The sequence below is a fragment of the Streptomyces sp. NPDC040589 genome (genome assembly GCF_055594445.1).
Genome location: NZ_JBVIWP010000001.1, coordinates 141,181 through 162,188, shown reverse-complemented (window position 1 = coordinate 162,188; position 21,008 = coordinate 141,181). Strand labels below are relative to the sequence as shown.

The window sequence follows — 21,008 nt, the reverse complement described above, 5'->3', positions numbered from 1 at the left end:
CCACGTGAACGTCAGCTCCCCAGCCCCGGCAGCACCCGCTCGCAGAACAGCCGCAGACTCCGCCACCCCTCCTCCACCGGCATCCCGCCCGCCAGCGGATGGAGCACATAGGAGTCCAGGCCCAGATCCGCGCACGCGTCGGGCGTGAGGATGCGGTACACGCCCTCGGCGCGCAGTTCCCCGACCGTCGTCGCGGCCGACTTCACCGCCGAGCGCACCCCGCTCGACTGCCAGGAGGCGTACGTCCGTGCCTCGTGCAGGAAGTGCCTGCCGTACTCCGCCCAGGCCCGGTCCGGGTCCTCGGCCAGGTGCAGCAGGGGTGTCTCGGCGGCGGGCATCATGACCCAGCCCTCGGTGCCGTACTCGGCGAGCCGGTCCTTGTAGTACGCCTCCAGCTCCGGCAGATGCGCGCTGGGGAAGAAGGGCAGGCCGAGCCGGGCGGCCCGGCGGGCGGCGGCCTTGGAGGAGCCGCCGGCCAGGAGCAGCGGGTGCGGGTCGGTGTACGGGCGCGGGGTGATGCGGACCGTGCGGCCCCGGTAGGCGAAGGGCTCGCCCGTCCACGCCTTCAGCAGGGTCTCCAGCAGCTCGTCCTGGAGCCGGCCGCGCCGGGCGAAGTCCACGCCGAACAGGTCGTACTCCTCCGGCCGGTACCCGATCCCGGCGACCGTGACCAGCCGGCCGCCGCTCAGCAGGTCCAGCACGGCGATCTCCTCGGCCAGCCGCAGCGGGTCGTGCAGCGGGCCGATCACCGCCGAGACGGTGACCGCGACACGCCGGGTCGCACCGAAGACGGCCCCCGCGAAAGCGAACGGCGACGGCAGCCAGTTGTTGTCGGCTCCGTGGTGCTCCTCCGTCTGCACGGTGGTGACGCCCCGGTCGTCGGCGTACGAGGCCATCTCCAGGGCCGCCCGGTAACGGGCGCCGAGCTCGGCGGGGGAGGCCCCCGGAGCGACCAGGTTGAAACGTGCGACCGTGACGGGCATGGGGACGTCTCCCTCCACCGGGCGGGTGTCCGGGGGACGTTAGCTGACGGAGCGTCAGACATCCAGGGGTGTGGAGATCCGGCGGCCCTCGGCCTCGCGGGACGCACAAGCGGGGTGACCCGGGGGCCCATGGCTGATACTGGACGCGTTATGGACATCGTCATCCTTGCTGTAGTCATCGCCGTGGTCGTGCTCGGCGCGCTCGGCGGGCTCATCGTCGGCAGCCGGCGCAAGAAGCAGCTGCCCCCGCCCCCGCCCGCAACGCCCGACATCACCGCCCCACCGGCCGAGCCGCACGTCGGCGACGAGGCCGAGACGCCGCGGGAGGAACCGCGGCGCACGATAGAGGAGGTGGATCTCCCGGACGGCTCGGCTCCCGTCACCGTCGAGGAGCCGCCCGCCGAAGCTCCCGAGATCGAGATCCCGGAGCCCACCGCGGGCCGCCTGGTCCGGCTGCGAGCCCGTCTCTCCCGTTCGCAGAACGCCCTCGGCCAGGGGCTGCTCACGCTGCTGTCGCGCGAGCACCTCGACGAGGACACCTGGGAGGAGATCGAGGACACGCTGCTCACCGCCGACGTCGGCGTGCAGCCCACCCAGGAACTGGTCGAGCGCCTGCGCGAGCGCGTCAAGGTGCTCGGCACCCGCACCCCCGTCGAACTGCGCACCCTGCTGCGCGAGGAACTGCTCACACTGGTCGGCCGCGACATGGACCGCGTGGTCAAGACCGAGCCGGAGGACCGCAAGCCGGGCATCGTGATGGTCGTCGGGGTCAACGGCACCGGCAAGACCACCACCACCGGCAAGCTGGCCCGCGTCCTGGTCGCGGACGGCCAGAGCGTGGTCCTGGGCGCCGCCGACACCTTCCGGGCCGCCGCCGCCGACCAGCTCCAGACCTGGGGCGAGCGCGTCGGGGCCCACACCGTGCGCGGACCGGAGGCCGGCGACCCGGCCTCCGTCGCCTTCGACGCGGTCAAGGAGGGCAAGGAGATGGGCGCGAACGTCGTGCTCATCGACACCGCCGGCCGCCTGCACACCAAGACCGGCCTGATGGACGAGCTCGGCAAGGTCAAGCGGGTCGTGGAGAAGCACGCCCCGGTGGACGAGGTGCTGCTCGTGCTCGACGCCACCACCGGCCAGAACGGCCTGGTCCAGGCCCGGGTCTTCGCCGAGGTCGTCGACATCACAGGCATCGTGCTCACCAAGCTGGACGGCACGGCCAAGGGCGGCATCGTGGTCGCGGTCCAGCGCGAGCTGGGCGTTCCGGTCAAGCTCGTCGGGCTCGGCGAGGGCGCGGACGACCTGGCGCCGTTCGAGCCGGAGGCGTTCGTTGACGCCCTTATCGGGGAGTGAGCTCCGGACACAGCCGAGGAGCGACCTCCGGATATCCGTATGTGCTCACGAAGCGCCCGCCCCGATACACCGTCGGGACGGGCGCTTCGCCGTGTACGCCTGTGTTGTGGCTAGGCCCGTGACCGATGTGCCACATACGCCAGCGTGCCCAGCACCAGGCGGGCCTCCGGTGCCCTGGACGCCGAGTCCAGGGCGGGGGAACGCAGCCAGCGCACCGGGCCGAGACCGCCGCGGTCGGAGGGCGGTGCCGTGATGTGCGTACCGGGGCCGAGGCCGCGCAGGTCGAGGGAGGCCGGGTCGTCCCAGCCCATGCGGTAGAGCAGGCCGGGCAGATCGGCGGCGGCGCCGGGGGCGACGAAGAAGTGGGCGCGGCCGTCCGGGGTCGCCGCGACCGGGCCGACGGGCAGGCCCATGCGCTCCAGCCGGGCCAGCGCACGGCAGCCGGCGGGTTCGGCCACCTCGATGACGTCGAACGCCTGGCCGACCGGCAGCATCACCGAGGCGCCGGGGAACTCGCCCCAGGTCTCGGTCACGTCGTCCAGAGTCGCCCCGGCGGGGATCACCGGCGCGAAGTCCAGCGGATGCGCGCCCGGCGCCGGGCAGTCGCGGCGGCCGCAGGAGCAGGCGCCCGCCGAGGCCCGGGCTCCCGGCACCACGTCCCAGCCCCACAGTCCGGTGTACTCGGCCACGGCGATGCCGTCCGACGTGCGGCCGCGGCGGCGCGACCCGGACCGGATGTCGCGCATGCCCCGGCTGATGCCGATCGTGAAGCCCATGCCCCCTCCAACGGGTCCGACGCACCGGTGGTTACGCAGCGGTCGCCTTGCGTGACTCTCTGTTTCCGCCTTCCCGAGCGGCGGTCCGTTCAGTCAGCGCCCGGAAGTGCCCAGGGTGGTGTGCCCGACGACACGCGCCCCTCAGTGCATCGCTGCACCCGCTCCTGGTTGTGCAGTGTCAAGTGAATCGCGAGGAGGCGTACGTGAGTTCATTCGAAGGGGTGGCGAATGGTGGCGTTTCCGTGTGAGCCGTGGCTGGACGGGTGATCGTAGGATTACTTTGTGTGCACGAGTCCTGGGGGCACATGCACTCGTGGGTATGCCGGAGGCAAGTCGGTATTCCGTTCGATGGGTGACAAGGACCGGACGGAGGGCCGTACGAACCGGCATGCTGATAGGGCTTGGCGCACTCGGCGACAAGTGGTCTCAGGGATGGGGGCGTTCCAGTGAGCGGCAACGGCGGAAGCGGAACGAACGCTGCGAGCGCGACGCACGCTGACAAGCGCCAGAACGAGCTGCTCACCTCCTGGTTCGTGCGCAGCGGCTGGTCCAAGGGCGAGCTCGCCCGCCAGGTCAACCGCCGGGCACGCCAGCTGGGCGCCAACCACATCTCCACGGACACCTCGCGCGTCCGCCGCTGGCTCGACGGCGAGAACCCCCGCGAGCCGATCCCCAGGATCCTGTCCGAGCTGTTCTCGGAGCGTTTCGGTGTCGTCGTCTCCGTCGAGGACCTGGGGCTGCGCACCGCGCGCCAGTCACCCTCCGCGACCGGCGTCGACCTGCCCTGGACGGGCCCGCAGACCGTGGCCCTGCTCAGCGAGTTCTCGCGCAGCGACCTGATGCTGGCGCGGCGCGGCTTCCTCGGGAGCTCGCTGGTCCTGTCTGCGGGCCCGGCCCTCATCGAGCCCATGCAGCGCTGGCTCGTCCCCTCGCCCCCGGCCCAGCGGTCGGAGCCCGAGTCCGGCTCCTCCGGGCGGGCCCGTGGCCGGCTCTCCAAACCGGAGCTGGACCTCCTGGAGTCCACGACCGTGATGTTCCGGCAGTGGGACGCCCAGTGCGGCGGCGGCCTGCGCCGCAAGGCGGTCGTCGGTCAGCTGCACGAGGTGACGGACCTGCTCCAGGAGCCCCAGCCCGAGGCCACCACCCGGCGGCTGTTCAAGGTCGCCGCCGAACTCGCCGAGCTGGCCGGCTGGATGTCGTACGACATCGGGCTCCAGCCGACCGCGCAGAAGTACTTCGTCCTCGCGCTGCACGCCGCGAAGGAGGCCGGCGACCGGCCCCTCGGCTCCTATGTGCTGTCCAGCATGAGCCGGCAGATGATCCACCTCGGGCGGCCCGACGACGCGCTGGAGCTGATCCACCTCGCGCAGTACGGCAGCCGCGACTGCGCGAGCCCGCGCACCCAGTCGATGCTGTATGCGATGGAGGCCCGCGCCTACGCCAACATGGGACAGCCCGGCAAGTGCAAGCGGGCGGTCCGGATGGCCGAGGACACCTTCGCCGACGCCGGCGAGTGGGACGAGCCGGACCCCGACTGGATCCGCTTCTTCTCCGAGGCCGAGCTGTACGGCGAGAACTCCCACTCGTACCGCGACCTGGCCTATGTCGCCGGCCGCAGCCCGACGTACGCCTCGCTGGCCGAGCCCCTGATGGAGCGGGCCGTGGAGCTCTTCGCCGAGGACGGCGAGCACCAGAGGTCGTATGCGCTCAACCTGATCGGCATGGCCACCGTGCACCTCCTCCGGCGCGAGGCCGAGCAGAGCACGGTCTTCGCCGCCCAAGCCATGCAGGTGGCCAAGAAGGTCCGCTCCGAGCGGGTCAACACTCGTATCCGAAAGACGGTCGACACGGCCGCGCGGGACTTCGGCGACCTCGGCGAGGTCGTCGACCTCACCGAGCGGCTCGCCGTCGAGCTGCCCGAGGCCGCCGAGGCGGTCTGACCGCCACCTTCCGAGACCAATGAACCCCGGCCGCGGCCGGCCCTCCCGAACTGCCCGACTCGGCTCCCCCATGCCAGGTCATCGGAAGGTCGACCGCGGCCGGCCTGTGTGTCCTGAAGACAGCGGGACCGAAGGTTGCGCCACGATAACGATCGGCGCGCCCGCAATCCGGCAGTTCATCGACGCGTAACACAGAACGCGCCTTCGTCACGGTCGCGAAACAACGAGGGGCTTCCACCGAAACCGCGCTGCGCCAATCTCGTGGCGCATAACCGGCCCGCCCCTCATTCCGCTCGAGGCTTCGCCCGCACGGGGCCGTACCAACGACGAGGAGACGCCGATGGCACCAGCCATCACCCTTGCCGCAGAAGCACCCAAGCTGTCTGCCGCCAACACAGGGTTCATGCTCATCTGTTCCGCCCTGGTGATGCTCATGACCCCGGGTCTGGCCTTCTTCTACGGAGGCATGGTCCGCGTCAAGAGCACCCTGAACATGCTGATGATGAGCTTCATCAGCCTCGGGATCGTCACCATCCTGTGGTTGCTGTTCGGGTTCTCCCTCGCCTTCGGTACCGACTCCGGCCACCTCATCGGCTGGAACTCCGACTGGGTCGGCCTCAGCGGTGTCGACAAGGGCGAGCTGTGGGGGACGTACAACATCCCGCTGCTGGTCTTCTTCGTCTTCCAGCTGATGTTCGCGATCATCACGCCCGCCCTGATCAGCGGTGCTCTCGCGGACCGTGTGAAGTTCTCCGCCTGGGCGCTGTTCATCGCGCTGTGGGCCACGATCGTCTACTTCCCCGTCGCCCACTGGGTCTGGGGCGAGGGCGGCTGGGCCTTCGACATGGGCGTGATCGACTTCGCCGGTGGTACCGCGGTCCACATCAACGCGGGTGCCGCGGCGCTCGGCGTGATCCTCGTCATCGGCAAGCGGGTCGGCTTCAAGCGGGACCCGATGCGTCCGCACAGCCTCCCGCTGGTCATGCTCGGCGCGGGGCTCCTGTGGTTCGGCTGGTTCGGGTTCAACGCGGGTTCGTGGCTCGGCAACGACGACGGCGTCGGCTCCCTGATGTTCGTCAACACGCAGATCGCCACCGCCGCGGCCATGCTGGCCTGGCTCGCCTACGAGAAGATCCGGCACGGCGCGTTCACCACGCTGGGCGCCGCCTCCGGCGCCGTCGCGGGCCTGGTCGCCATCACCCCGGCCGGTGGCGCTGTGACCCCGCTCGGCGCGATCGCCGTCGGTGCCATCGCCGGTGTCCTGTGCGCCATGGCCGTCGGCCTGAAGTACAAGTTCGGCTACGACGACTCGCTCGACGTCGTGGGTGTCCACCTCGTCGGTGGTGTGGTCGGCTCGATCCTGATCGGCTTCTTCGCCAGCGGCAAGGGCCAGTCCGACGCCACGGGCGTGTTCTACGGCGACCACAAGTTCGACCAGCTGTGGAAGCAGCTCGCCGGTGTCGGCGGTGTGCTCGCCTACTCCCTGATCGTCTCCGCGATCCTCGCCTTCATCCTCCACAAGACCATCGGTATGCGGGTCTCCGAGGACGAGGAGGTCGCCGGTATCGACCAGGCCGAGCACGCCGAGACCGCATACGACTTCAGCGGCGCCGGTGGCGGCGCCGCCAAGACCGCCGTCACGGCCCCGGTCGCCGCGGCCGCGAGCAAGAAGGTGGACGCATGAAGCTCATCACCGCCGTCGTGAAGCCGCACCGGCTCGACGAGATCAAGGAGGCCCTGCAGGCCTTCGGAGTCCACGGCCTGACGGTCACCGAGGCCAGCGGCTACGGTCGTCAGCGGGGCCACACCGAGGTCTACCGCGGTGCCGAGTACACCGTCGACCTGGTCCCCAAGATCCGCATCGAGGTCCTGGTCGAGGACGACGACGCCGAGCAGCTGATCGATGTCGTGGTCAAGGCCGCCCGCACCGGCAAGATCGGTGACGGCAAGGTCTGGTCCATCCCGGTCGAGACGGCCGTACGGGTCCGGACCGGCGAGCGCGGCCCCGACGCGCTCTGAGGACCCCTAAGGCAGGCAAACAGAACAGGAGTCGCCGGGTGACGGGAACGGACGTGCAGAAGGAAGCAGAGGACTCGGGACCCAGCGGCTACGCGGCGGCCCGGCTGCGTCTCCTCACCGAGGAGACGCGGTCCGGGCCGCCGCGCCGTGCGGCCCTGGCCGAGCTGACGGACGACTGGCTCACCGGCCTGTTCGCCGCCGGCGCGGAGGGCCTGCGCGGGGCCTCCTTGGTCGCCGTCGGCGGCTACGGACGCGGCGAGCTGTCCCCACGCAGCGACCTCGACCTGCTCCTGCTGCACGACGGCAGCGACACCAAGGCGGTCGCCGCCCTCGCCGACCGGCTCTGGTACCCCGTCTGGGACCTGGGTCTGGACCTCGACCACTCCGTGCGCACACCCGTCGAGGCCCGCAAGACGGCCGGCGAGGACCTCAAGGTGCAGCTCGGCCTGCTGGACGCCCGGCACATCGCCGGCGACCTCGGCCTCACCGCCGGACTGCGCACGGCCGTGCTGGCCGACTGGCGCAACCAGGCGCCGAAACGCCTCCCCGAACTCCAGGAACTGTGCGCCGAGCGCGCCGAGCGCCAGGGGGAGTTGCAGTACCTGCTGGAGCCCGACCTGAAGGAGGCCCGGGGCGGGCTGCGCGACGCCACCGCCCTGCGCGCCGTCGCCGCCTCCTGGCTCGCCGACGCCCCGCGCGAGGGCCTCGCCGACGCCCGGCGCCGGCTTCTCGACGTACGGGACGCCCTGCACCTGGCCACGGGGCGCGCCACCGACCGGCTCGCCCTCCAGGAGCAGGACCAGGTGGCCGCCGAGCTCGGCCTGCTCGACGCCGACACACTGCTGCGGCAGGTGTACGAGGCGGCGCGGCTCGTCTCGTACGCCAGCGATGTCACCTGGCGCGAGGTGGGGCGTGTGCTGCGGTCGCGCGCCGTGCGGCCCCGGCTGCGCGCCATGCTGGGCGGCGGGAAGTCCGTGACGGAGCGGTCTCCGCTGGCCGAAGGGGTGGTGGAGCAGGACGGCGAGGTGGTGCTCGCCCGTGCCGCGCGCCCCGAGCGCGACCCGGTGCTGCCGCTGCGCGCCGCGGCTGCCGCCGCGCAGGCCGGACTCCCGCTCTCCCTGCACGCCGTACGGCGCATGGCCGCCGCCACGCGCCCGGTGCCCACGCCCTGGCCCGCCGAGGCGCGCGAACAGCTCGTGACCCTGCTCGGCTCCGGCCGCCCGACCGTCGAGGTCTGGGAGGCGCTGGAGGCCGAGGGGCTGATCACCCGGCTGCTGCCCGACTGGGAGCGGGTCCGCTGCCGCCCGCAGCGCAACGCCGTGCACCTGTGGACCGTCGACCGGCACCTCATCGAGACCGCCGTACAGGCATCCGAGTTCACCCGCCGGGTCAGCCGCCCCGACCTGCTGCTGGTCGCCGCGCTGCTGCACGACATCGGCAAAGGCTGGCCCGGCGACCACTCCGTGGCCGGCGAGATCATCGCCAAGGACGTGGCCGCCCGGATCGGCTTCGACCGCCACGAGGTGACGGTCGTCGCCACCCTCGTACGGCACCACCTGCTCCTCGTCGAGACGGCCACGCGGCGTGACCTGGAGGACCCTGCCACCGTGCGTTCCGTCGCCGAGGCCGTCGGCTCCCAGGGCACCCTGGAACTGCTGCACGCGCTCACCGAGGCCGACGCCCTGGCCACCGGACCGGCCGCCTGGTCGTCCTGGCGCGGCTCGCTCGTCGCCGACCTCGTCAAGCGGGTCGCGGCGGTGCTCGCCGGGGACGCCCCGGACGACCCCGAGGAGGGTGCGCCGACCGCCGAGCAGGAGCGCCTCGCCCTCGAGGCGGCCGCGACGGGCAGCCCGGTCCTCGCCCTGCGGGCACAGACCGAGCCGCCCGCCGGTCAGGAGCCGTCCGGCGACCCCGAGCCGCTGGGTGTGGAACTTCTCATCGCCGTCCCCGACCAGCCGGGCGTCCTGCCCGCGATGGCCGGAGTCCTCGCCATGCACCGGCTGACCGTGCGCACGGCGGAACTGCGCTCGGTCACCCTCCCGGACGGTGTCGACGGCTCCGTCCTGCTGCTGGACTGGCGGGTCGCCGCCGAGTACGGCTCCCTGCCGCAGGCCGCCCGGCTGCGCGCGGACCTGGTCCGGGCCCTGGACGGCACCCTGGACATCGCCGGCCGCCTCGCCGAACGGGACGCGGCCTATCCGCGCCGCCGCGGCGTGGTGGCCCCGGCGGCGCGGGTGTCGGTCCACCCGGCCGCCTCCCGGCTGGCCACGGTCATCGAGGTACGCTCCCAGGACGCCCCGGGCCTGCTGTTCCGCATCGGCCGTGCCCTGGAGGACGCGGGCGTACAGGTGCGCAGCGCGCATGTCTCCACACTTGGCGCCAACGCCGTGGACGCCTTCTACGTGACCGGCCCGGAGGGCGCGCCCCTGCCCGGGGACGAGGCGGCCTCGGTGGCGCGGAAGCTGGAGGAGACACTGCGTGGGTGAGGCCGACCCGGCGACTTGTCACGCCGGGATACCCTGGAGGGCGATTCCCTGTAGCCACCAACCCTGAGGACCGCGAGCGCCGTGTTCGATACTCTTTCCGATCGCCTCTCAGCGACCTTCAAGAACCTGCGCGGCAAGGGGCGTCTCAGCGAAGCGGACATCGACGCCACGGCCCGGGACATCCGGATCGCGCTGCTCGAGGCGGACGTGGCACTGCCGGTCGTCCGGACGTTCATCAAGAACGTCAAGGAGCGCGCCCTCGGCGCCGAGGTCAGCAAGGCGCTGAACCCTGCCCAGCAGGTCCTCAAGATCGTCAACGAGGAACTCGTCACCATCCTCGGCGGCGAGACCCGGCGCCTGCGCTTCGCCAAGCAGCCGCCCACCGTGATCATGCTGGCGGGTCTGCAGGGTGCAGGTAAGACCACCCTCGCGGGCAAGCTCGGCCGCTGGCTGAAGGAGCAGGGCCACTCGCCCCTGCTGGTCGCCTGTGACCTCCAGCGCCCGAACGCCGTGAACCAGCTCAGTGTCGTCGCCGAGCGCGCCGGCGTCGGCATCTACGCGCCGGAGCCGGGCAACGGCGTCGGCGACCCGGTCAAGGTCGCCAAGGACTCGATCGAGCACGCCAAGTCCAAGGTCCACGACATCGTGATCGTGGACACCGCCGGCCGCCTCGGCATCGACCAGGAGATGATGCAGCAGGCCGCTGACATCAGGGACGCGGTCAGCCCCGAGGAGATCCTGTTCGTCGTCGACGCGATGATCGGCCAGGACGCGGTCAACACCGCCGAAGCCTTCCGCGACGGCGTCGGCTTCGACGGCGTGGTGCTCTCCAAGCTCGACGGTGACGCCCGCGGTGGTGCGGCCCTGTCGATCCGGCAGATCACCGGCAAGCCGATCATGTTCGCGTCGAACGGCGAGAAGCTCGACGACTTCGACGCCTTCCACCCTGACCGGATGGCCTCCCGCATCCTCGACATGGGTGACCTGCTCACCCTGATCGAGCAGGCGGAGAAGACGTTCAGCCAGGAAGAGGCCGAGAAAATGGCCTCCAAGCTGGCGTCCAAGAAGGGCCAGGACTTCACCCTGGACGACTTCCTGGCCCAGATGGAGCAGGTCAGGAAGATGGGTTCCATCTCCAAGCTGCTCGGCATGCTCCCGGGCATGGGCCAGATGAAGGACCAGATCCAGAACCTCGACGAGCGGGACGTCGACCGTACGGCCGCCATCATCAAGTCGATGACCCCGGCCGAACGCCAGGAGCCGACGATCATCAACGGCTCGCGCCGCGCCCGTATCGCGCGTGGTTCCGGTGTCGAGGTCAGCGCGGTGAAGAACCTGGTCGAGCGGTTCTTCGAGGCCCGCAAGATGATGTCCCGCATGGCCCAGGGCGGCGGCATGCCCGGGATGCCCGGCATGCCGGGCATGGGCGGCGGCCCCGGCCGGACGAAGAAGAAGCAGAAGCAGGCCAAGGGCAAGCAGCGCTCCGGCAACCCGATGAAGCGCAAGCAGCAGGAGCAGGAGGCCGAGGCCCGTCGCGCCGCGGCCGCCGAGGGCGGCAACGCCTTCGGGCTGCCGCAGCAGGGCGGCAAGGACTTCGAACTCCCCGACGAGTTCAAGAAGTTCATGGGCTGACGGCCCGTACCCGCACGACACCGAGGGCGCCCCCTTTCCTTCCGGAAGGGGGCGCCCTCGGTGCTCTGTCAGCGGCCTGCCGGTCAGGCGTTCGGGAACTTCCAGATGTAGGGCTCGCCGTCCTCCTCGGACCAGTGGACCTCGACGTTCTTGGCGTTGGCCGGGATCACGTAGGTCTCGCAGAAGACGTGGCTGTCGCCCTGCTTCCAGCTGTCGACGTCGTAGGGGTCCTCGCAGCCCGCGGCGTCCTCGGAGGCGCCGATGAGGACGGTGCCGCGCTGGCCGTCGGCGAAGACCGTGGTGCCGTCGTGCACGTCGGCGCCGTCGGTGAGGGCGGGGCCGCTCTTGTGCGTGTACTTCAGGTACGCGGTGGCCAGCACCTTGCCCTTGACCTTGTCCGGCTCCGAGACGGCCTTGGCGGCCTCGGACTCGGTGCCCACGTCCACCTTCTGCGCCAGGATCTCGTAGGTGACCTTGCCCGGGTCCTCGTCGACCTTGCCCGTGGCGCTCTCGCCGCTGCCCATCTCGCCGCCGGACGTCGGCTCCGGCGAGGGGGAGGCCTTGGCCTTCTCGGTGGCCGGGCTCTTCGCGTCGGCGTTGTCGTCGCCGCCTCCGCAGGCGGTGAGCGACAGGGCGAGGACGGCGACGGGCGCGACGAGACGCAGCGCGGTCGTGTGGTGCGGCAAAGCAGCTCCTGTATGCAGATGTGTAGATCCCCCGAGCGATGGATCAGATTAAGCGGTCATGATCCACTTCAAGGCGTCAGAAGCACCGCACCGTGCTTTCTTCACACCATTCACACCTGCACCAGACAAAGCTCGATCTTTACGGAACCCGGGCGATCAAATAGCGGAACACATTGGGCATCCACACGGTCCCGTCCTGCCGCTGGTGCGGATGCAGTGCCTCGCTCAGCTCCTTGTCGACCTGCACCTGGTCGGTCGCGGCCATCGCCGCGTCGAAGAGCCCCGTCGACTTGAGCCCGCGTACCGCGCTGTCCGCGTCGGCGTAGCCGAAGGGGCACGCCACCCGCCCGGAACCGTCCGGCTTGAGCCCGGCCCGCTGGGCGACGTCCTCCAGGTCGTCGCGGAGGGCGGGACGCCAGCTGCCCGTGTTGCGCAGCGGCTCCGCCAGCTTGGTGGCCACCCGCAGCACGGACGTCGTGGCGCACCGCTCCGGCGGACCCCAGCCCGCCAGCACCACGGCCGCACCGCGCTCGGCGAGCGGCGTCGCCTCCGCGAGCAGCCCGCTCATCCCCTCCGAGTCGCCCGCGAGGCACCCGATCGGCTCGAAAGCCGTCACCAGGGTGTACGCGGGAGCGCCCGGCACCGCCGCGTCCCGGGGCGAGCCCTCGACCAGCCGGGTCTCCGCACGCGGGCGCGTGCCCCACGCCTCGGGCTGCAGCCGCTCCCGTGCGAAGGTCATTCTTTCGGGGGAGAAGTCGACACCGGTGACCGTCGCTCCCCGGGCGGCGGCCATCAGCAGGGCGAGTCCGGAACCGCAGCCGAGGCCGAGCAGCCGCGTGGCGGGACCCACGTCCAGTCGCTCGTGGACGGCCTCGTAGAGCGGTACGAGCATCCGCTCCTGGATCTCGGACCAGTCACGCGCGCGTGCACGCAGGTCCACGCGGGGTGCGGCCCCCGCGTGAGGCAGGTGCTGCCGCACGAGCGTAGGTGTCATAAGTAAGCGCCCCAATCCGCCGAGAGTTGCCTCTTGCCCGATTCCATGGCCCCCGTGACAGTGCGCTCGCACTACCCCCGTATGCCAGGAAACTCCCCCCTCGACCTGTCGTCCAGTGGAATGCGCCCCGGCATATGAGTTGTCATGTGCCTATGGCGAGATTTCACATTCCGGCAACTTGGGCCCGTACCATCTCGCCATGACCAAGGCACCCGTTCTCACCCCCCGGGCGGACGATTTCCCGCGCTGGTACCAGGACTTGATCACCAAGGCGGAACTCGCCGACAACGGTCCGGTGCGCGGCACCATGGTCATCCGACCGTACGGGTACGGGCTGTGGGAGCGGATGCAGTCCGAGATGGACGCCCGCATCAAGGAGACGGGCACCCAGAACGCGTACTTCCCGCTGCTGATCCCCCAGTCGTACCTGACCAGGGAAGCGGACCACGTCGAGGGCTTCGCGCCCGAGCTGGCCGTGGTCACCCATGGCGGCGGCAAGGAACTCGAAGAGCCCGCCGTGGTCCGGCCCACCTCCGAGATGATCATCAACGACTACTTCTCGAAGTGGGTGCAGAGCTACCGCGACCTGCCGCTGCTCATCAACCAGTGGGCGAACGTCGTGCGCTGGGAGCTCAGGCCCCGCCTGTTCCTGCGCACCTCCGAGTTCCTCTGGCAGGAGGGCCACACCGCGCACGCCACCTACGAGGAGGCGCGCGACTTCGCCGCGCACATTCACCGGCAGGTCTACGAGGACTTCATGGTGAACGTGCTCGCGATGGACGTCGTCCCGGGCCGCAAGACCGTCAAGGAGCGGTTCGCCGGCGCCGTCAACACCCTCACCCTCGAAGGCATGATGGGCGACGGCAAGGCCCTCCAGATGGCCACGAGCCATGAACTGGGCCAGAACTTCGCGAAGGCCTTCAACACCCGGTACCTGTCCAAGGACGGCAAGCAGGAGCTGGTCTGGCAGACGTCCTGGGGTTCCACCACCCGCATGATCGGCGCCCTGGTGATGATGCACGGCGACGACAACGGCCTGCGCGTCCCGCCGCGGCTCGCGCAGATCCAGGCCGTGGTGCTCGCGATCAAGGGCGACGAGGCGGTTCTGGCCACCGTCCGCGAGCTCGGCGACCGGCTGAAGGCCGCCGGTGTCCGCGTCCAGGTCGACGACCGCACCGACATCCCCTTCGGCCGCCGTGCCGTCGACTGGGAGCTCAAGGGCGTCCCGGTGCGCATCGAGGTCGGCCCGCGCGACCTGGAGAACGGCACGGCGATGCTGGCGCGCCGCATCCCGGGAGGCAAGGAGCCGGTGTCCCTGGACTCCCTGGTGTCGCTGCTGCCCGAGGTCCTGGAGGAGGACCAGGCCCTGCTGCTGAAGCAGTCCCGCGAGCGCCGCGAGTCCCGTACGACCGAGGTCGCCACGTTCGAGGAGGCCGTCGAGGCGGCCACCGCCGGCGGCTGGGCGCGCATCCCCTGGGCCGTGCTCGGCGAGGAGGGCGAGTCCAAGCTCGCCGATCACGCGGCGACCGTACGGTGTCTGGTCGCCGAGGACGGGTCGGTTCCGGACGCCGATGACGCACCCGGTAACGTCGCCGTCGTGGCACGCGCTTACTGAGCGGGACGCGAGGCGGCCGAAACGCCTCTTGCGTACATGTGGACCCCTGCTTCCCCGGCGCGTGGACCTGATCTACGCGCCGGTCGAGAGGGGTGGCCCGCAGGGCCTCCGTTGAGGGTGGTGGCGGGAGACGGGTGGGCGTACGCGGAACTACGCACCACCTTGTGGTGAGCTGCGAGGCTTCTCCACAGATCAGCGCACGCGCCCTCGTCAGGACGCATCAGAGGCAACTGACGGGTACGTGCAAATTATTTGGGATGGCCCGGAATCGGAACACTGTGGCACCCCGGCTCGTTGTCATTACGTGAGCACGACACAGACACCACCTGTTCTCGCCGCAGAGCTGGCACAGGCGTGGGCCGATATTCAGCGGTACCACCCCGAGCTGCCCGACCTTGCCGCGCCAGAGTCCCTGATCGGGGAGTCGTCGTCCGCGTGCGGTCACGAGCTCTCCTTCGAGCGACTGCTCCATGAGGCAGTCCATGGCATCGCCGCCTCGCGCGGCGTCCGCGACACCTCCCGTGCCGGCCGCTACCACAACCGCAGATTCCTCGCGATCGCCGAGGAGCTGGGCCTGGACCACCCCGAGGAACCGCATCCCAGCAGCGGTTTCTCCCTGGTCACGCTCACCCCCGAGGCGAAGCGCCGCTACCGCCCCACGATGGAACGCCTCCAGCGCGCCCTGAAGGCCCACACGGCCGCGACCTCCTCCGACACCTCCCGCACCTTCCGGGGCCCGGCCGCACGCCACGGCTCCTCCGGTGGCGGCGTACGCGTCAAGGCGGTCTGCGACTGCGGCCGCAACGTGCGCGTGGTTCCGTCCGTACTCGCCCAGGCGCCGATCGTCTGCGGCGGCTGCGGCAAGCCGTTCCGTATCCCGGACGTCGTGGGAGCGGGAGCGGTGGCGGGCTGACGTCGGCAACCGGCATCTCGTGGCTGCCGGTCGAGACGCGCTGCCGGGGTGTGCACCCGACGTACCTCACCTCCGCGCCGGGTGCCGGCCCGGCATGCCCGTGGAGCGGCGCACCCCCGGCAAAGCCGCCCGGCAGGGTGTGGCACAATGGCTAGCTGTACTCGACAGTCGCACAGGACCCCTCTCTCCTCCGGCTGACGCGTCCATCGGGCACTCGGGTACCGCAACCCCACGCGGCCGTCTCGCCGTGCCCAACCACGTCAAATCCAGGAGAATCCACTCCCGTGGCAGTCAAGATCAAGCTGAAGCGTCTGGGCAAGATCCGTTCGCCTCACTACCGCATCGTCGTCGCCGACTCCCGTACCCGCCGTGACGGCCGGGCCATCGAGGAGATCGGCAAGTACCACCCGACGTACAACCCGTCGGTGATCGAGGTCGACGCCGAGCGTGTGGCGTACTGGCTGGGTGTCGGCGCGCAGCCGACCGAGCCCGTGCTCGCCATCCTCAAGAAGACCGGCGACTGGCAGAAGTACAAGGGCGAGCCCGCCCCGGCTCCGCTGCTGCAGGCCGCCGAGAAGTCGGCCCGCCCGTCGTTCGAGGCCCTCGGTGGCGACGACGAGGGCAAGGGTGAGGCCATCACCCAGAAGAAGAAGGCTGAGAAGAAGGACGAGGCGGCCGCTGAGTCCTCTGCGTCTGCGTCGACTGAGGCCTGAGCATGCTCGAGGAGGCTCTCGAGCACCTCGTGAAGGGCATCGTCGACAACCCTGACGATGTGCAGGTCGCCTCGCGCAACCTGCGCCGCGGGCAAGTGCTCGAGGTCCGGGTGCACCCGGACGACCTCGGTAAGGTGATCGGCCGCAACGGCCGCACCGCACGCGCCCTGCGTACCGTCGTGGGCGCCATCGGCGGTCGCGGTGTCCGCGTCGACCTCGTCGACGTGGACCACGTCCGCTGACGCTTATCGCAACCGGCTCGGGCCGGGGAGGGCCTTCAGGGCCGTCCCCGGCCCGCAGTCGTATGACAGGAGAGTTGGACACGTGCAGCTGGTAGTCGCACGGATCGGCCGTGCCCATGGCATCAAGGGCGAGGTCACCGTCGAGGTCCGTACCGACGAGCCGGAGCTCAGGCTCGCGCCCGGCGCCGTACTCGCCACCGATCCCGCCACCACGGGACCGCTCACCATCGAGACGGGCCGCGTCCACAGCGGCCGTCTCCTCCTGCGCTTCGAGGGCGTCAGCGACCGCACCGGCGCCGAAGCCCTGCGCAACACCCTCCTGATCGCCGAGATCGACCCGGAGGAACTGCCCGAGGGCGAGGACGAGTACTACGACCACCAGCTCATCGACCTCGACGTGGTCACCGCGGACGGCACGGAGGTCGGCCGGATCACGGAGATCTCGCACCTGCCCTCCCAGGACCTGTTCATCGTGGAGCGCCCCGACGGCAGCGAGGTGCTGATCCCCTTCGTCGAGGAGATCGTCGCCGAGATCGACCTCGAGGAGCAGAAGGCCGTCATCACCCCGCCGCCGGGCCTGATCGACGACCGCGCCGAGATCGCGTCCAGCCGGGACGAGTCGTAATGCGCCTCGACGTCGTCACGATCTTCCCCGAGTACCTGGAACCGCTGAACGTCTCCCTCGTCGGCAAGGCACGCGCGCGTGGACAGCTCGACGTCCATGTGCACGACCTGCGTTCCTGGACCTACGACCGCCACAACACCGTCGACGACACGCCCTACGGCGGCGGCCCCGGCATGGTCATGAAGACCGATCCCTGGGGGGACGCGCTCGATTCCGTCCTGGCCGACGGCTACGAGGCCGGCTCCCGCCAGCCCGCCCTCATCGTGCCCACGCCCAGCGGGCGCCCCTTCACCCAGGAACTCGCCGTCCAGCTCTCCGAGCGCCCCTGGCTGATCTTCACGCCGGCCCGCTACGAGGGCATCGACCGGCGGGTCGTCGACGAGTACGCGACACGGATGCCGGTGTACGAGGTGTCCATCGGCGACTACGTCCTGGCCGGCGGCGAGGCGGCCGTCCTCGTCGTCACGGAGGCCGTGGCGCGGCTGCTCCCAGGCGTCCTGGGCAACGCCGAGTCCCACCGGGACGACTCCTTCGCGCCCGGCGCCATGGCGAGCCTGCTGGAGGGGCCCGTCTACACCAAGCCGCCCGAGTGGCGCGGCCGGGACATCCCCGACGTGCTGCTCAGCGGCCACCACGGGAAGATCGCGCGCTGGCGCCGGGACGAGGCCCTGAAGCGTACGACCGCCCACCGGCCCGACCTCATCGAGCGGTGTGATCCCAAGGCCTTCGACAAGAAGGACCGCGAGATGCTGTCCATCCTGGGCTGGGCTCCGGACCCCGCGGGGGAGCCGTACGGCCGATTTTGGCGCAGGACCGAGGGCATGGAACAATAGGTCGCTGTTGTGCGTCCGTCCGGCGTGCGCCCCTGCCACAGGGGGAGATGACGCCCGTTCCGACGCGTACAGCCCTGATCCGAAACACCTAGATTCCGTTGATGACCTGTGGCATCAGCGAGGAAAGCAGACGAAATGTCTCACCTGCTCGACACCGTCGACTCCGCGTCGCTGCGCAGCGATGTCCCCGCTTTCCGCCCGGGCGACACCGTCAACGTCCACGTCCGCGTCATCGAGGGCAACCGCTCCCGTGTGCAGCAGTTCAAGGGCGTTGTGATCCGCCGCCAGGGCTCCGGCGTGCGCGAGACCTTCACGGTCCGCAAGGTCTCCTTCTCCGTCGGCGTCGAGCGCACCTTCCCGGTGCACACCCCGATCGTCGAGAAGATCGAGCTCGTCACCAAGGGTGACGTCCGCCGCGCCAAGCTGTACTACCTGCGCGAGCTGCGCGGCAAGGCCGCGAAGATCAAGGAGAAGCGCGAGAACTGAGCGCTCTCCGGGGTTCGCGTCGGGGCCGGATAGCATCTGGCTCCGATGGACACCGAAGCACAGCCGACGGAGCGCGACCGCTCCTCCCGCCCTTCCGACTCCGAGGAGACCTCGGACTCAGGAGGGCCGGAGGAACGGTCGCGTTTCGCGTTGGTGTCGCGTGTCAGCGCATGGGTCCCGGGCGGCCGGATCACTCTGACCTTGCTGACCTGCCTGCTTTTCCTGCTGCTGCTCAGCACGTTCGTGCTGCGGCCGTTCCAGATCCCCAGCGGATCCATGGAGCCGGGATTGAGGATCGGGGACCGGGTTCTCGTAAATAAGTTGGCGTACCGTTTCGATGCCCAGCCGCAGCGGGGAGACATCGTCGTGTTCGACGGTACGGGGTACTTCGGGCACGCGGACTACATCAAGCGCGTTGTCGGTGTGGGGGCGGACCGCGTGGTCTGCTGCGACAAGAAGGGGAGGATCCAGGTGAACGGCCGGCCGGTCGACGAGTCGGGCTTCCTGTACCCCGGGGACAGTCCCTCCACGGTTCCCTTCGACGTCGTCGTGCCCGACGGCACTCTGTTCGTCCTCGGCGACCACCGCGGCGACTCCAGTGACTCCCGCGACCACCTCGGCTCCCCGGGCGGCGGCATGATCCCGGTCGGCGACGTGATCGGCCGCGCCGACTGGATCGTCTGGCCCTTCGGCCACGCCACCCGGCTCCAGCGCCCGGACGCCTACGCGCGCGTGCCCGCTCCCGACGCCGGAAGGGCGGGCGCCCATGGGTAACCGCGGCAAGCCGCGCGGCGTCGCCACCAGCGCCGCGGAAAACCTGCTGCCCACCGGCGCCCGGCGTGCCGCCAGCCCGTCCGGCGGACGTACCCGCGCCGAGCGGCGCAAGCTCCAGCGCAAGGTCAAGCGGCGCCGCAGGCGCGGTGCCGTCAAGGAGATACCGCTCCTCGTCGGCGTCGCCGTCCTCATAGCCCTCGTGCTGAAGACCTTCCTCGTCCAGGCCTTCGTCATCCCGTCGGGCTCCATGGAGCAGACGATCCAGATCGGCGACCGCGTCCTGGTCGACAAGCTCACCCCGTGGTTCGGCTCCGAGCCGCAGCGCGGGGACGTCGTCGTCTTCAAGGACCCCGGCGGCTGGCTCCAGGACGACCAGACCGCCACCCCGAAGGAAGACCCCATCGTCATCAAGCAGGTCAAGGAAGGGCTCACCTTCATCGGCCTGCTGCCGTCCGAGGACGAGAAGGACCTCATCAAGCGGGTCGTCGGCGTCGGCGGCGACAAGGTCAAGTGCTGCGACACCCAAGGGCGCGTGACCGTCAACGGCATCCCGCTGAACGAGGACTACCTGTACCCCGGCAACGCCCCGTCCGACACGCCGTTCGAGATCACGGTCCCCCAGGGGCGGTACTGGGTGATGGGCGACCACCGGAACAACTCCGCGGACTCCCGCGCCCACCAGGACACCGACTACGGAGGCACGGTCTCCGAGGACGAGGTCGTGGGCCGCGCCATGGTCATCGCCTGGCCCTTCGGCCACTGGAACATGCTGGAGGAACCGACCACGTACGCCTCCGTGTCCGACTCGGCCACCGGGTCGACCGCTGCCGCCCGGCTGTCGCATAGGGTTGCCTCCGACGATTCGAACGGAACGATCCAGCTCCCGACCCCTGCGGAACTCCCGCTCGTTATGGGAGTGGTGGGCCTGCGCCGTGTATGGGGCAGGCGGCGGCACAGAGTGAGGAGTTGGCGTGGGGGATGTGGCGGTCGGCGCACGGTCCGGACACGACGGCGAGGAGCATCGCGGGCGCCCCGCGGAATCCGCCGTCCCGGCCGCGGACAGCGCCGTGACCTCCGGGAATGACTCCGGGGCAGCCGAGGACGACAGGGTGACAGGCAAGCACACCACAGCGGAGAACCAAGGGCCGGGCGGTACGAACCGGACACCGAAGAAGGCGCGCTCCTTCTGGAAGGAGCTGCCCATCCTGATCGGCATCGCGCTGGTGCTGGCGCTGCTGATCAAGACCTTCCTGGTGCAGGCGTTCTCCATCCCCTCCGACTCGATGCAGAACACGCTCCAGCAGGGCGACCGCGTCTTGGTCGACAAGCTCACCCCCTGGTTCGGCTCCGAGCCCGAGCGCGGCGAGGTCGTCGTCTTCCACGACCCCGACAACTGGCTGGCGGGCGAGCCGACCACGGACCCGAACGCGCTGCAGACGTTCCTCAGCTGGATCGGCCTCATGCCGTCCGCGGAGGAGAAGGACCTCATCAAGCGCGTCGTCGGCGTCGGCGGCGACACGATCGAGTGCAAGGGCACGGGTCCGGTGACGGTCAACGGCAAGGCGCTGGACGATCGGTCGTACGTCTACCCGGGCAACACGCCGTGCAGCGTCGACGACCAGGGCGGCCAGTTCAAGGTGAAGGTCCCCGAGGGCTACATCTGGGTCATGGGCGACCACCGGCAGAACTCCCGTGACTCCCGCTACAACCAGGCGGACCGGCACAAGGGCATGGTCCCGGTGAAGGAGGTCGTCGGACGGGCCGTCGTCATCGCATGGCCGATCAACCGCTGGGACAACCTGCCGGTGCCGGACACCTTCGACCAGTCCGGTCTGAACGCCCAGCCGGCCGCGGCGGGCTGGGCGGTGGCGCCCCAGGGCCTGGCGCTCGCCGGTGCGGTGCCCGTGGTGCTGTGGTGGCGCCGGAAGCGATGATTCCGAC

General features: G+C 70.4%; 20 protein-coding genes. 16 read left to right on the top strand and 4 right to left on the bottom strand.

Annotated features, from left to right (window positions below; all coding sequences use genetic code 11):
* Positions 1-11: 11 nt before the first annotated feature.
* On the bottom strand, positions 12-983 hold the full coding sequence (locus ACZ58V_RS00680) for an LLM class flavin-dependent oxidoreductase (protein WP_468195025.1): 972 nt from the start codon (positions 981-983) through the stop codon (positions 12-14).
* Between the two features lie 150 nt (positions 984-1,133).
* On the opposite strand from ACZ58V_RS00680, the gene ftsY reads away from it, so the two are divergent.
* Entirely contained in the window at positions 1,134-2,333 is a 1,200-nt protein-coding gene (ftsY, locus tag ACZ58V_RS00675; RefSeq protein ID WP_468195028.1) for a signal recognition particle-docking protein FtsY, read from the top strand.
* Positions 2,334-2,443: 110 nt separating this feature from the next.
* Here ftsY and ACZ58V_RS00670 read toward each other — a convergent pair whose 3' ends face one another.
* Positions 2,444-3,109 carry a bifunctional DNA primase/polymerase gene (locus tag ACZ58V_RS00670; protein WP_468195031.1) on the bottom strand — a complete coding sequence of 222 codons (666 nt, stop codon included), beginning with the start codon at positions 3,107-3,109 and terminating at the stop codon, positions 2,444-2,446.
* Between the two features lie 446 nt (positions 3,110-3,555).
* Here ACZ58V_RS00670 and nsdA point away from each other — a divergent pair, with 446 nt between their 5' ends.
* The 5 genes from nsdA to ffh all read left to right on the top strand — a co-directional run bounded on the left by nsdA (position 3,556) and on the right by ffh (position 11,186).
* Complete coding sequence (gene nsdA / locus ACZ58V_RS00665; RefSeq protein WP_468195034.1) at positions 3,556-5,049, top strand: transcriptional repressor NsdA; 1,494 nt, start codon at positions 3,556-3,558, stop codon at positions 5,047-5,049.
* Positions 5,050-5,389: 340 nt separating this feature from the next.
* Positions 5,390-6,733: an ammonium transporter gene (locus tag ACZ58V_RS00660; protein WP_468195037.1), complete on the top strand. Its 1,344-nt coding sequence runs from the start codon at positions 5,390-5,392 to the stop codon at positions 6,731-6,733.
* Positions 6,730-7,068 carry a P-II family nitrogen regulator gene (locus tag ACZ58V_RS00655; RefSeq protein ID WP_030231663.1) on the top strand — a complete coding sequence of 113 codons (339 nt, stop codon included), beginning with the start codon at positions 6,730-6,732 and terminating at the stop codon, positions 7,066-7,068. The genes ACZ58V_RS00660 and ACZ58V_RS00655 overlap by 4 nt, the downstream gene beginning before the upstream one ends.
* 38 nt (positions 7,069-7,106) lie before the next feature.
* Positions 7,107-9,554 carry a [protein-PII] uridylyltransferase gene (locus ACZ58V_RS00650; protein ID WP_468195040.1) on the top strand — a complete coding sequence of 816 codons (2,448 nt, stop codon included), beginning with the start codon at positions 7,107-7,109 and terminating at the stop codon, positions 9,552-9,554.
* An 81-nt stretch (positions 9,555-9,635) separates the two neighbouring features.
* Positions 9,636-11,186: a signal recognition particle protein gene (gene ffh, locus ACZ58V_RS00645; RefSeq protein WP_468195043.1), complete on the top strand. Its 1,551-nt coding sequence runs from the start codon at positions 9,636-9,638 to the stop codon at positions 11,184-11,186.
* 83 nt (positions 11,187-11,269) lie between these two features.
* Here the strand turns inward: ffh and ACZ58V_RS00640 are convergent, their stop codons facing one another.
* Complete coding sequence (locus ACZ58V_RS00640) at positions 11,270-11,872, bottom strand: hypothetical protein (RefSeq protein WP_468195046.1); 603 nt, start codon at positions 11,870-11,872, stop codon at positions 11,270-11,272.
* Positions 11,873-12,011: 139 nt separating this feature from the next.
* On the bottom strand, positions 12,012-12,866 hold the full coding sequence (locus ACZ58V_RS00635) for a methyltransferase domain-containing protein (protein ID WP_189727987.1): 855 nt from the start codon (positions 12,864-12,866) through the stop codon (positions 12,012-12,014).
* Between the two features lie 199 nt (positions 12,867-13,065).
* Here ACZ58V_RS00635 and proS point away from each other — a divergent pair, with 199 nt between their 5' ends.
* The 10 genes from proS (at position 13,066) to lepB (ACZ58V_RS00585) (ending at position 21,001) form a co-directional block, all read left to right on the top strand.
* Positions 13,066-14,481: a proline--tRNA ligase gene (proS, locus tag ACZ58V_RS00630; protein WP_189727989.1), complete on the top strand. Its 1,416-nt coding sequence runs from the start codon at positions 13,066-13,068 to the stop codon at positions 14,479-14,481.
* A gap of 304 nt (positions 14,482-14,785) precedes the next feature.
* Positions 14,786-15,394 carry a hypothetical protein gene (locus tag ACZ58V_RS00625; RefSeq protein WP_184598513.1) on the top strand — a complete coding sequence of 203 codons (609 nt, stop codon included), beginning with the start codon at positions 14,786-14,788 and terminating at the stop codon, positions 15,392-15,394.
* Positions 15,395-15,678: 284 nt separating this feature from the next.
* Positions 15,679-16,107, top strand: a complete 429-nt coding sequence (rpsP, locus tag ACZ58V_RS00620; protein WP_468195053.1) for a 30S ribosomal protein S16 — start codon at positions 15,679-15,681, stop codon at positions 16,105-16,107.
* A gap of 2 nt (positions 16,108-16,109) precedes the next feature.
* Entirely contained in the window at positions 16,110-16,349 is a 240-nt protein-coding gene (locus ACZ58V_RS00615) for an RNA-binding protein (protein WP_115744409.1), read from the top strand.
* An 82-nt stretch (positions 16,350-16,431) separates the two neighbouring features.
* Positions 16,432-16,974, top strand: a complete 543-nt coding sequence (gene rimM / locus ACZ58V_RS00610) for a ribosome maturation factor RimM (RefSeq protein ID WP_382496900.1) — start codon at positions 16,432-16,434, stop codon at positions 16,972-16,974.
* Positions 16,974-17,807 (top strand): tRNA (guanosine(37)-N1)-methyltransferase TrmD, encoded by an 834-nt coding sequence (trmD, locus tag ACZ58V_RS00605; protein ID WP_471287732.1) that lies wholly within the window; start codon positions 16,974-16,976, stop codon positions 17,805-17,807. The genes rimM and trmD overlap by 1 nt, the downstream gene beginning before the upstream one ends.
* A gap of 135 nt (positions 17,808-17,942) precedes the next feature.
* Positions 17,943-18,293, top strand: coding sequence for a 50S ribosomal protein L19 (gene rplS / locus ACZ58V_RS00600; protein WP_030852073.1), 351 nt, complete (start codon positions 17,943-17,945; stop codon positions 18,291-18,293).
* A 45-nt stretch (positions 18,294-18,338) separates the two neighbouring features.
* A complete protein-coding gene (gene lepB / locus ACZ58V_RS00595) occupies positions 18,339-19,067 on the top strand; it encodes a signal peptidase I (RefSeq protein ID WP_468195058.1) in 729 nt (242 codons plus the stop codon).
* Entirely contained in the window at positions 19,060-20,151 is a 1,092-nt protein-coding gene (gene lepB, locus ACZ58V_RS00590) for a signal peptidase I (protein ID WP_468195061.1), read from the top strand. The genes lepB (ACZ58V_RS00595) and lepB (ACZ58V_RS00590) overlap by 8 nt, the downstream gene beginning before the upstream one ends.
* Positions 20,039-21,001, top strand: coding sequence for a signal peptidase I (gene lepB, locus ACZ58V_RS00585; RefSeq protein WP_468195064.1), 963 nt, complete (start codon positions 20,039-20,041; stop codon positions 20,999-21,001). Before lepB (ACZ58V_RS00590) ends, lepB (ACZ58V_RS00585) begins: the two co-directional genes overlap by 113 nt.
* Positions 21,002-21,008: the final 7 nt, after the last annotated feature.

Bases quoted from the DNA above. Each gene is read 5' to 3' on its own strand.
- lepB (WP_468195058.1), top strand. From the start codon at position 18,339: ATGGACACCGAAGCACAGCCGACGGAGCGCGACCGCTCCTCCCGCCCT.
- ftsY (WP_468195028.1), top strand. From the start codon at position 1,134: ATGGACATCGTCATCCTTGCTGTAGTCATCGCCGTGGTCGTGCTCGGC.
- trmD (WP_471287732.1), top strand. From the start codon at position 16,974: ATGCGCCTCGACGTCGTCACGATCTTCCCCGAGTACCTGGAACCGCTG.
- proS (WP_189727989.1), top strand. From the start codon at position 13,066: ATGACCAAGGCACCCGTTCTCACCCCCCGGGCGGACGATTTCCCGCGC.
- ACZ58V_RS00655 (WP_030231663.1), top strand. From the start codon at position 6,730: ATGAAGCTCATCACCGCCGTCGTGAAGCCGCACCGGCTCGACGAGATC.
- lepB (WP_468195061.1), top strand. From the start codon at position 19,060: ATGGGTAACCGCGGCAAGCCGCGCGGCGTCGCCACCAGCGCCGCGGAA.
- ACZ58V_RS00615 (WP_115744409.1), top strand. From the start codon at position 16,110: ATGCTCGAGGAGGCTCTCGAGCACCTCGTGAAGGGCATCGTCGACAAC.
- ACZ58V_RS00680 (WP_468195025.1), bottom strand. From the start codon at position 983: ATGCCCGTCACGGTCGCACGTTTCAACCTGGTCGCTCCGGGGGCCTCC.
- ACZ58V_RS00635 (WP_189727987.1), bottom strand. From the start codon at position 12,866: ATGACACCTACGCTCGTGCGGCAGCACCTGCCTCACGCGGGGGCCGCA.
- ACZ58V_RS00660 (WP_468195037.1), top strand. From the start codon at position 5,390: ATGGCACCAGCCATCACCCTTGCCGCAGAAGCACCCAAGCTGTCTGCC.
- ACZ58V_RS00670 (WP_468195031.1), bottom strand. From the start codon at position 3,109: ATGGGCTTCACGATCGGCATCAGCCGGGGCATGCGCGACATCCGGTCC.
- rplS (WP_030852073.1), top strand. From the start codon at position 17,943: ATGTCTCACCTGCTCGACACCGTCGACTCCGCGTCGCTGCGCAGCGAT.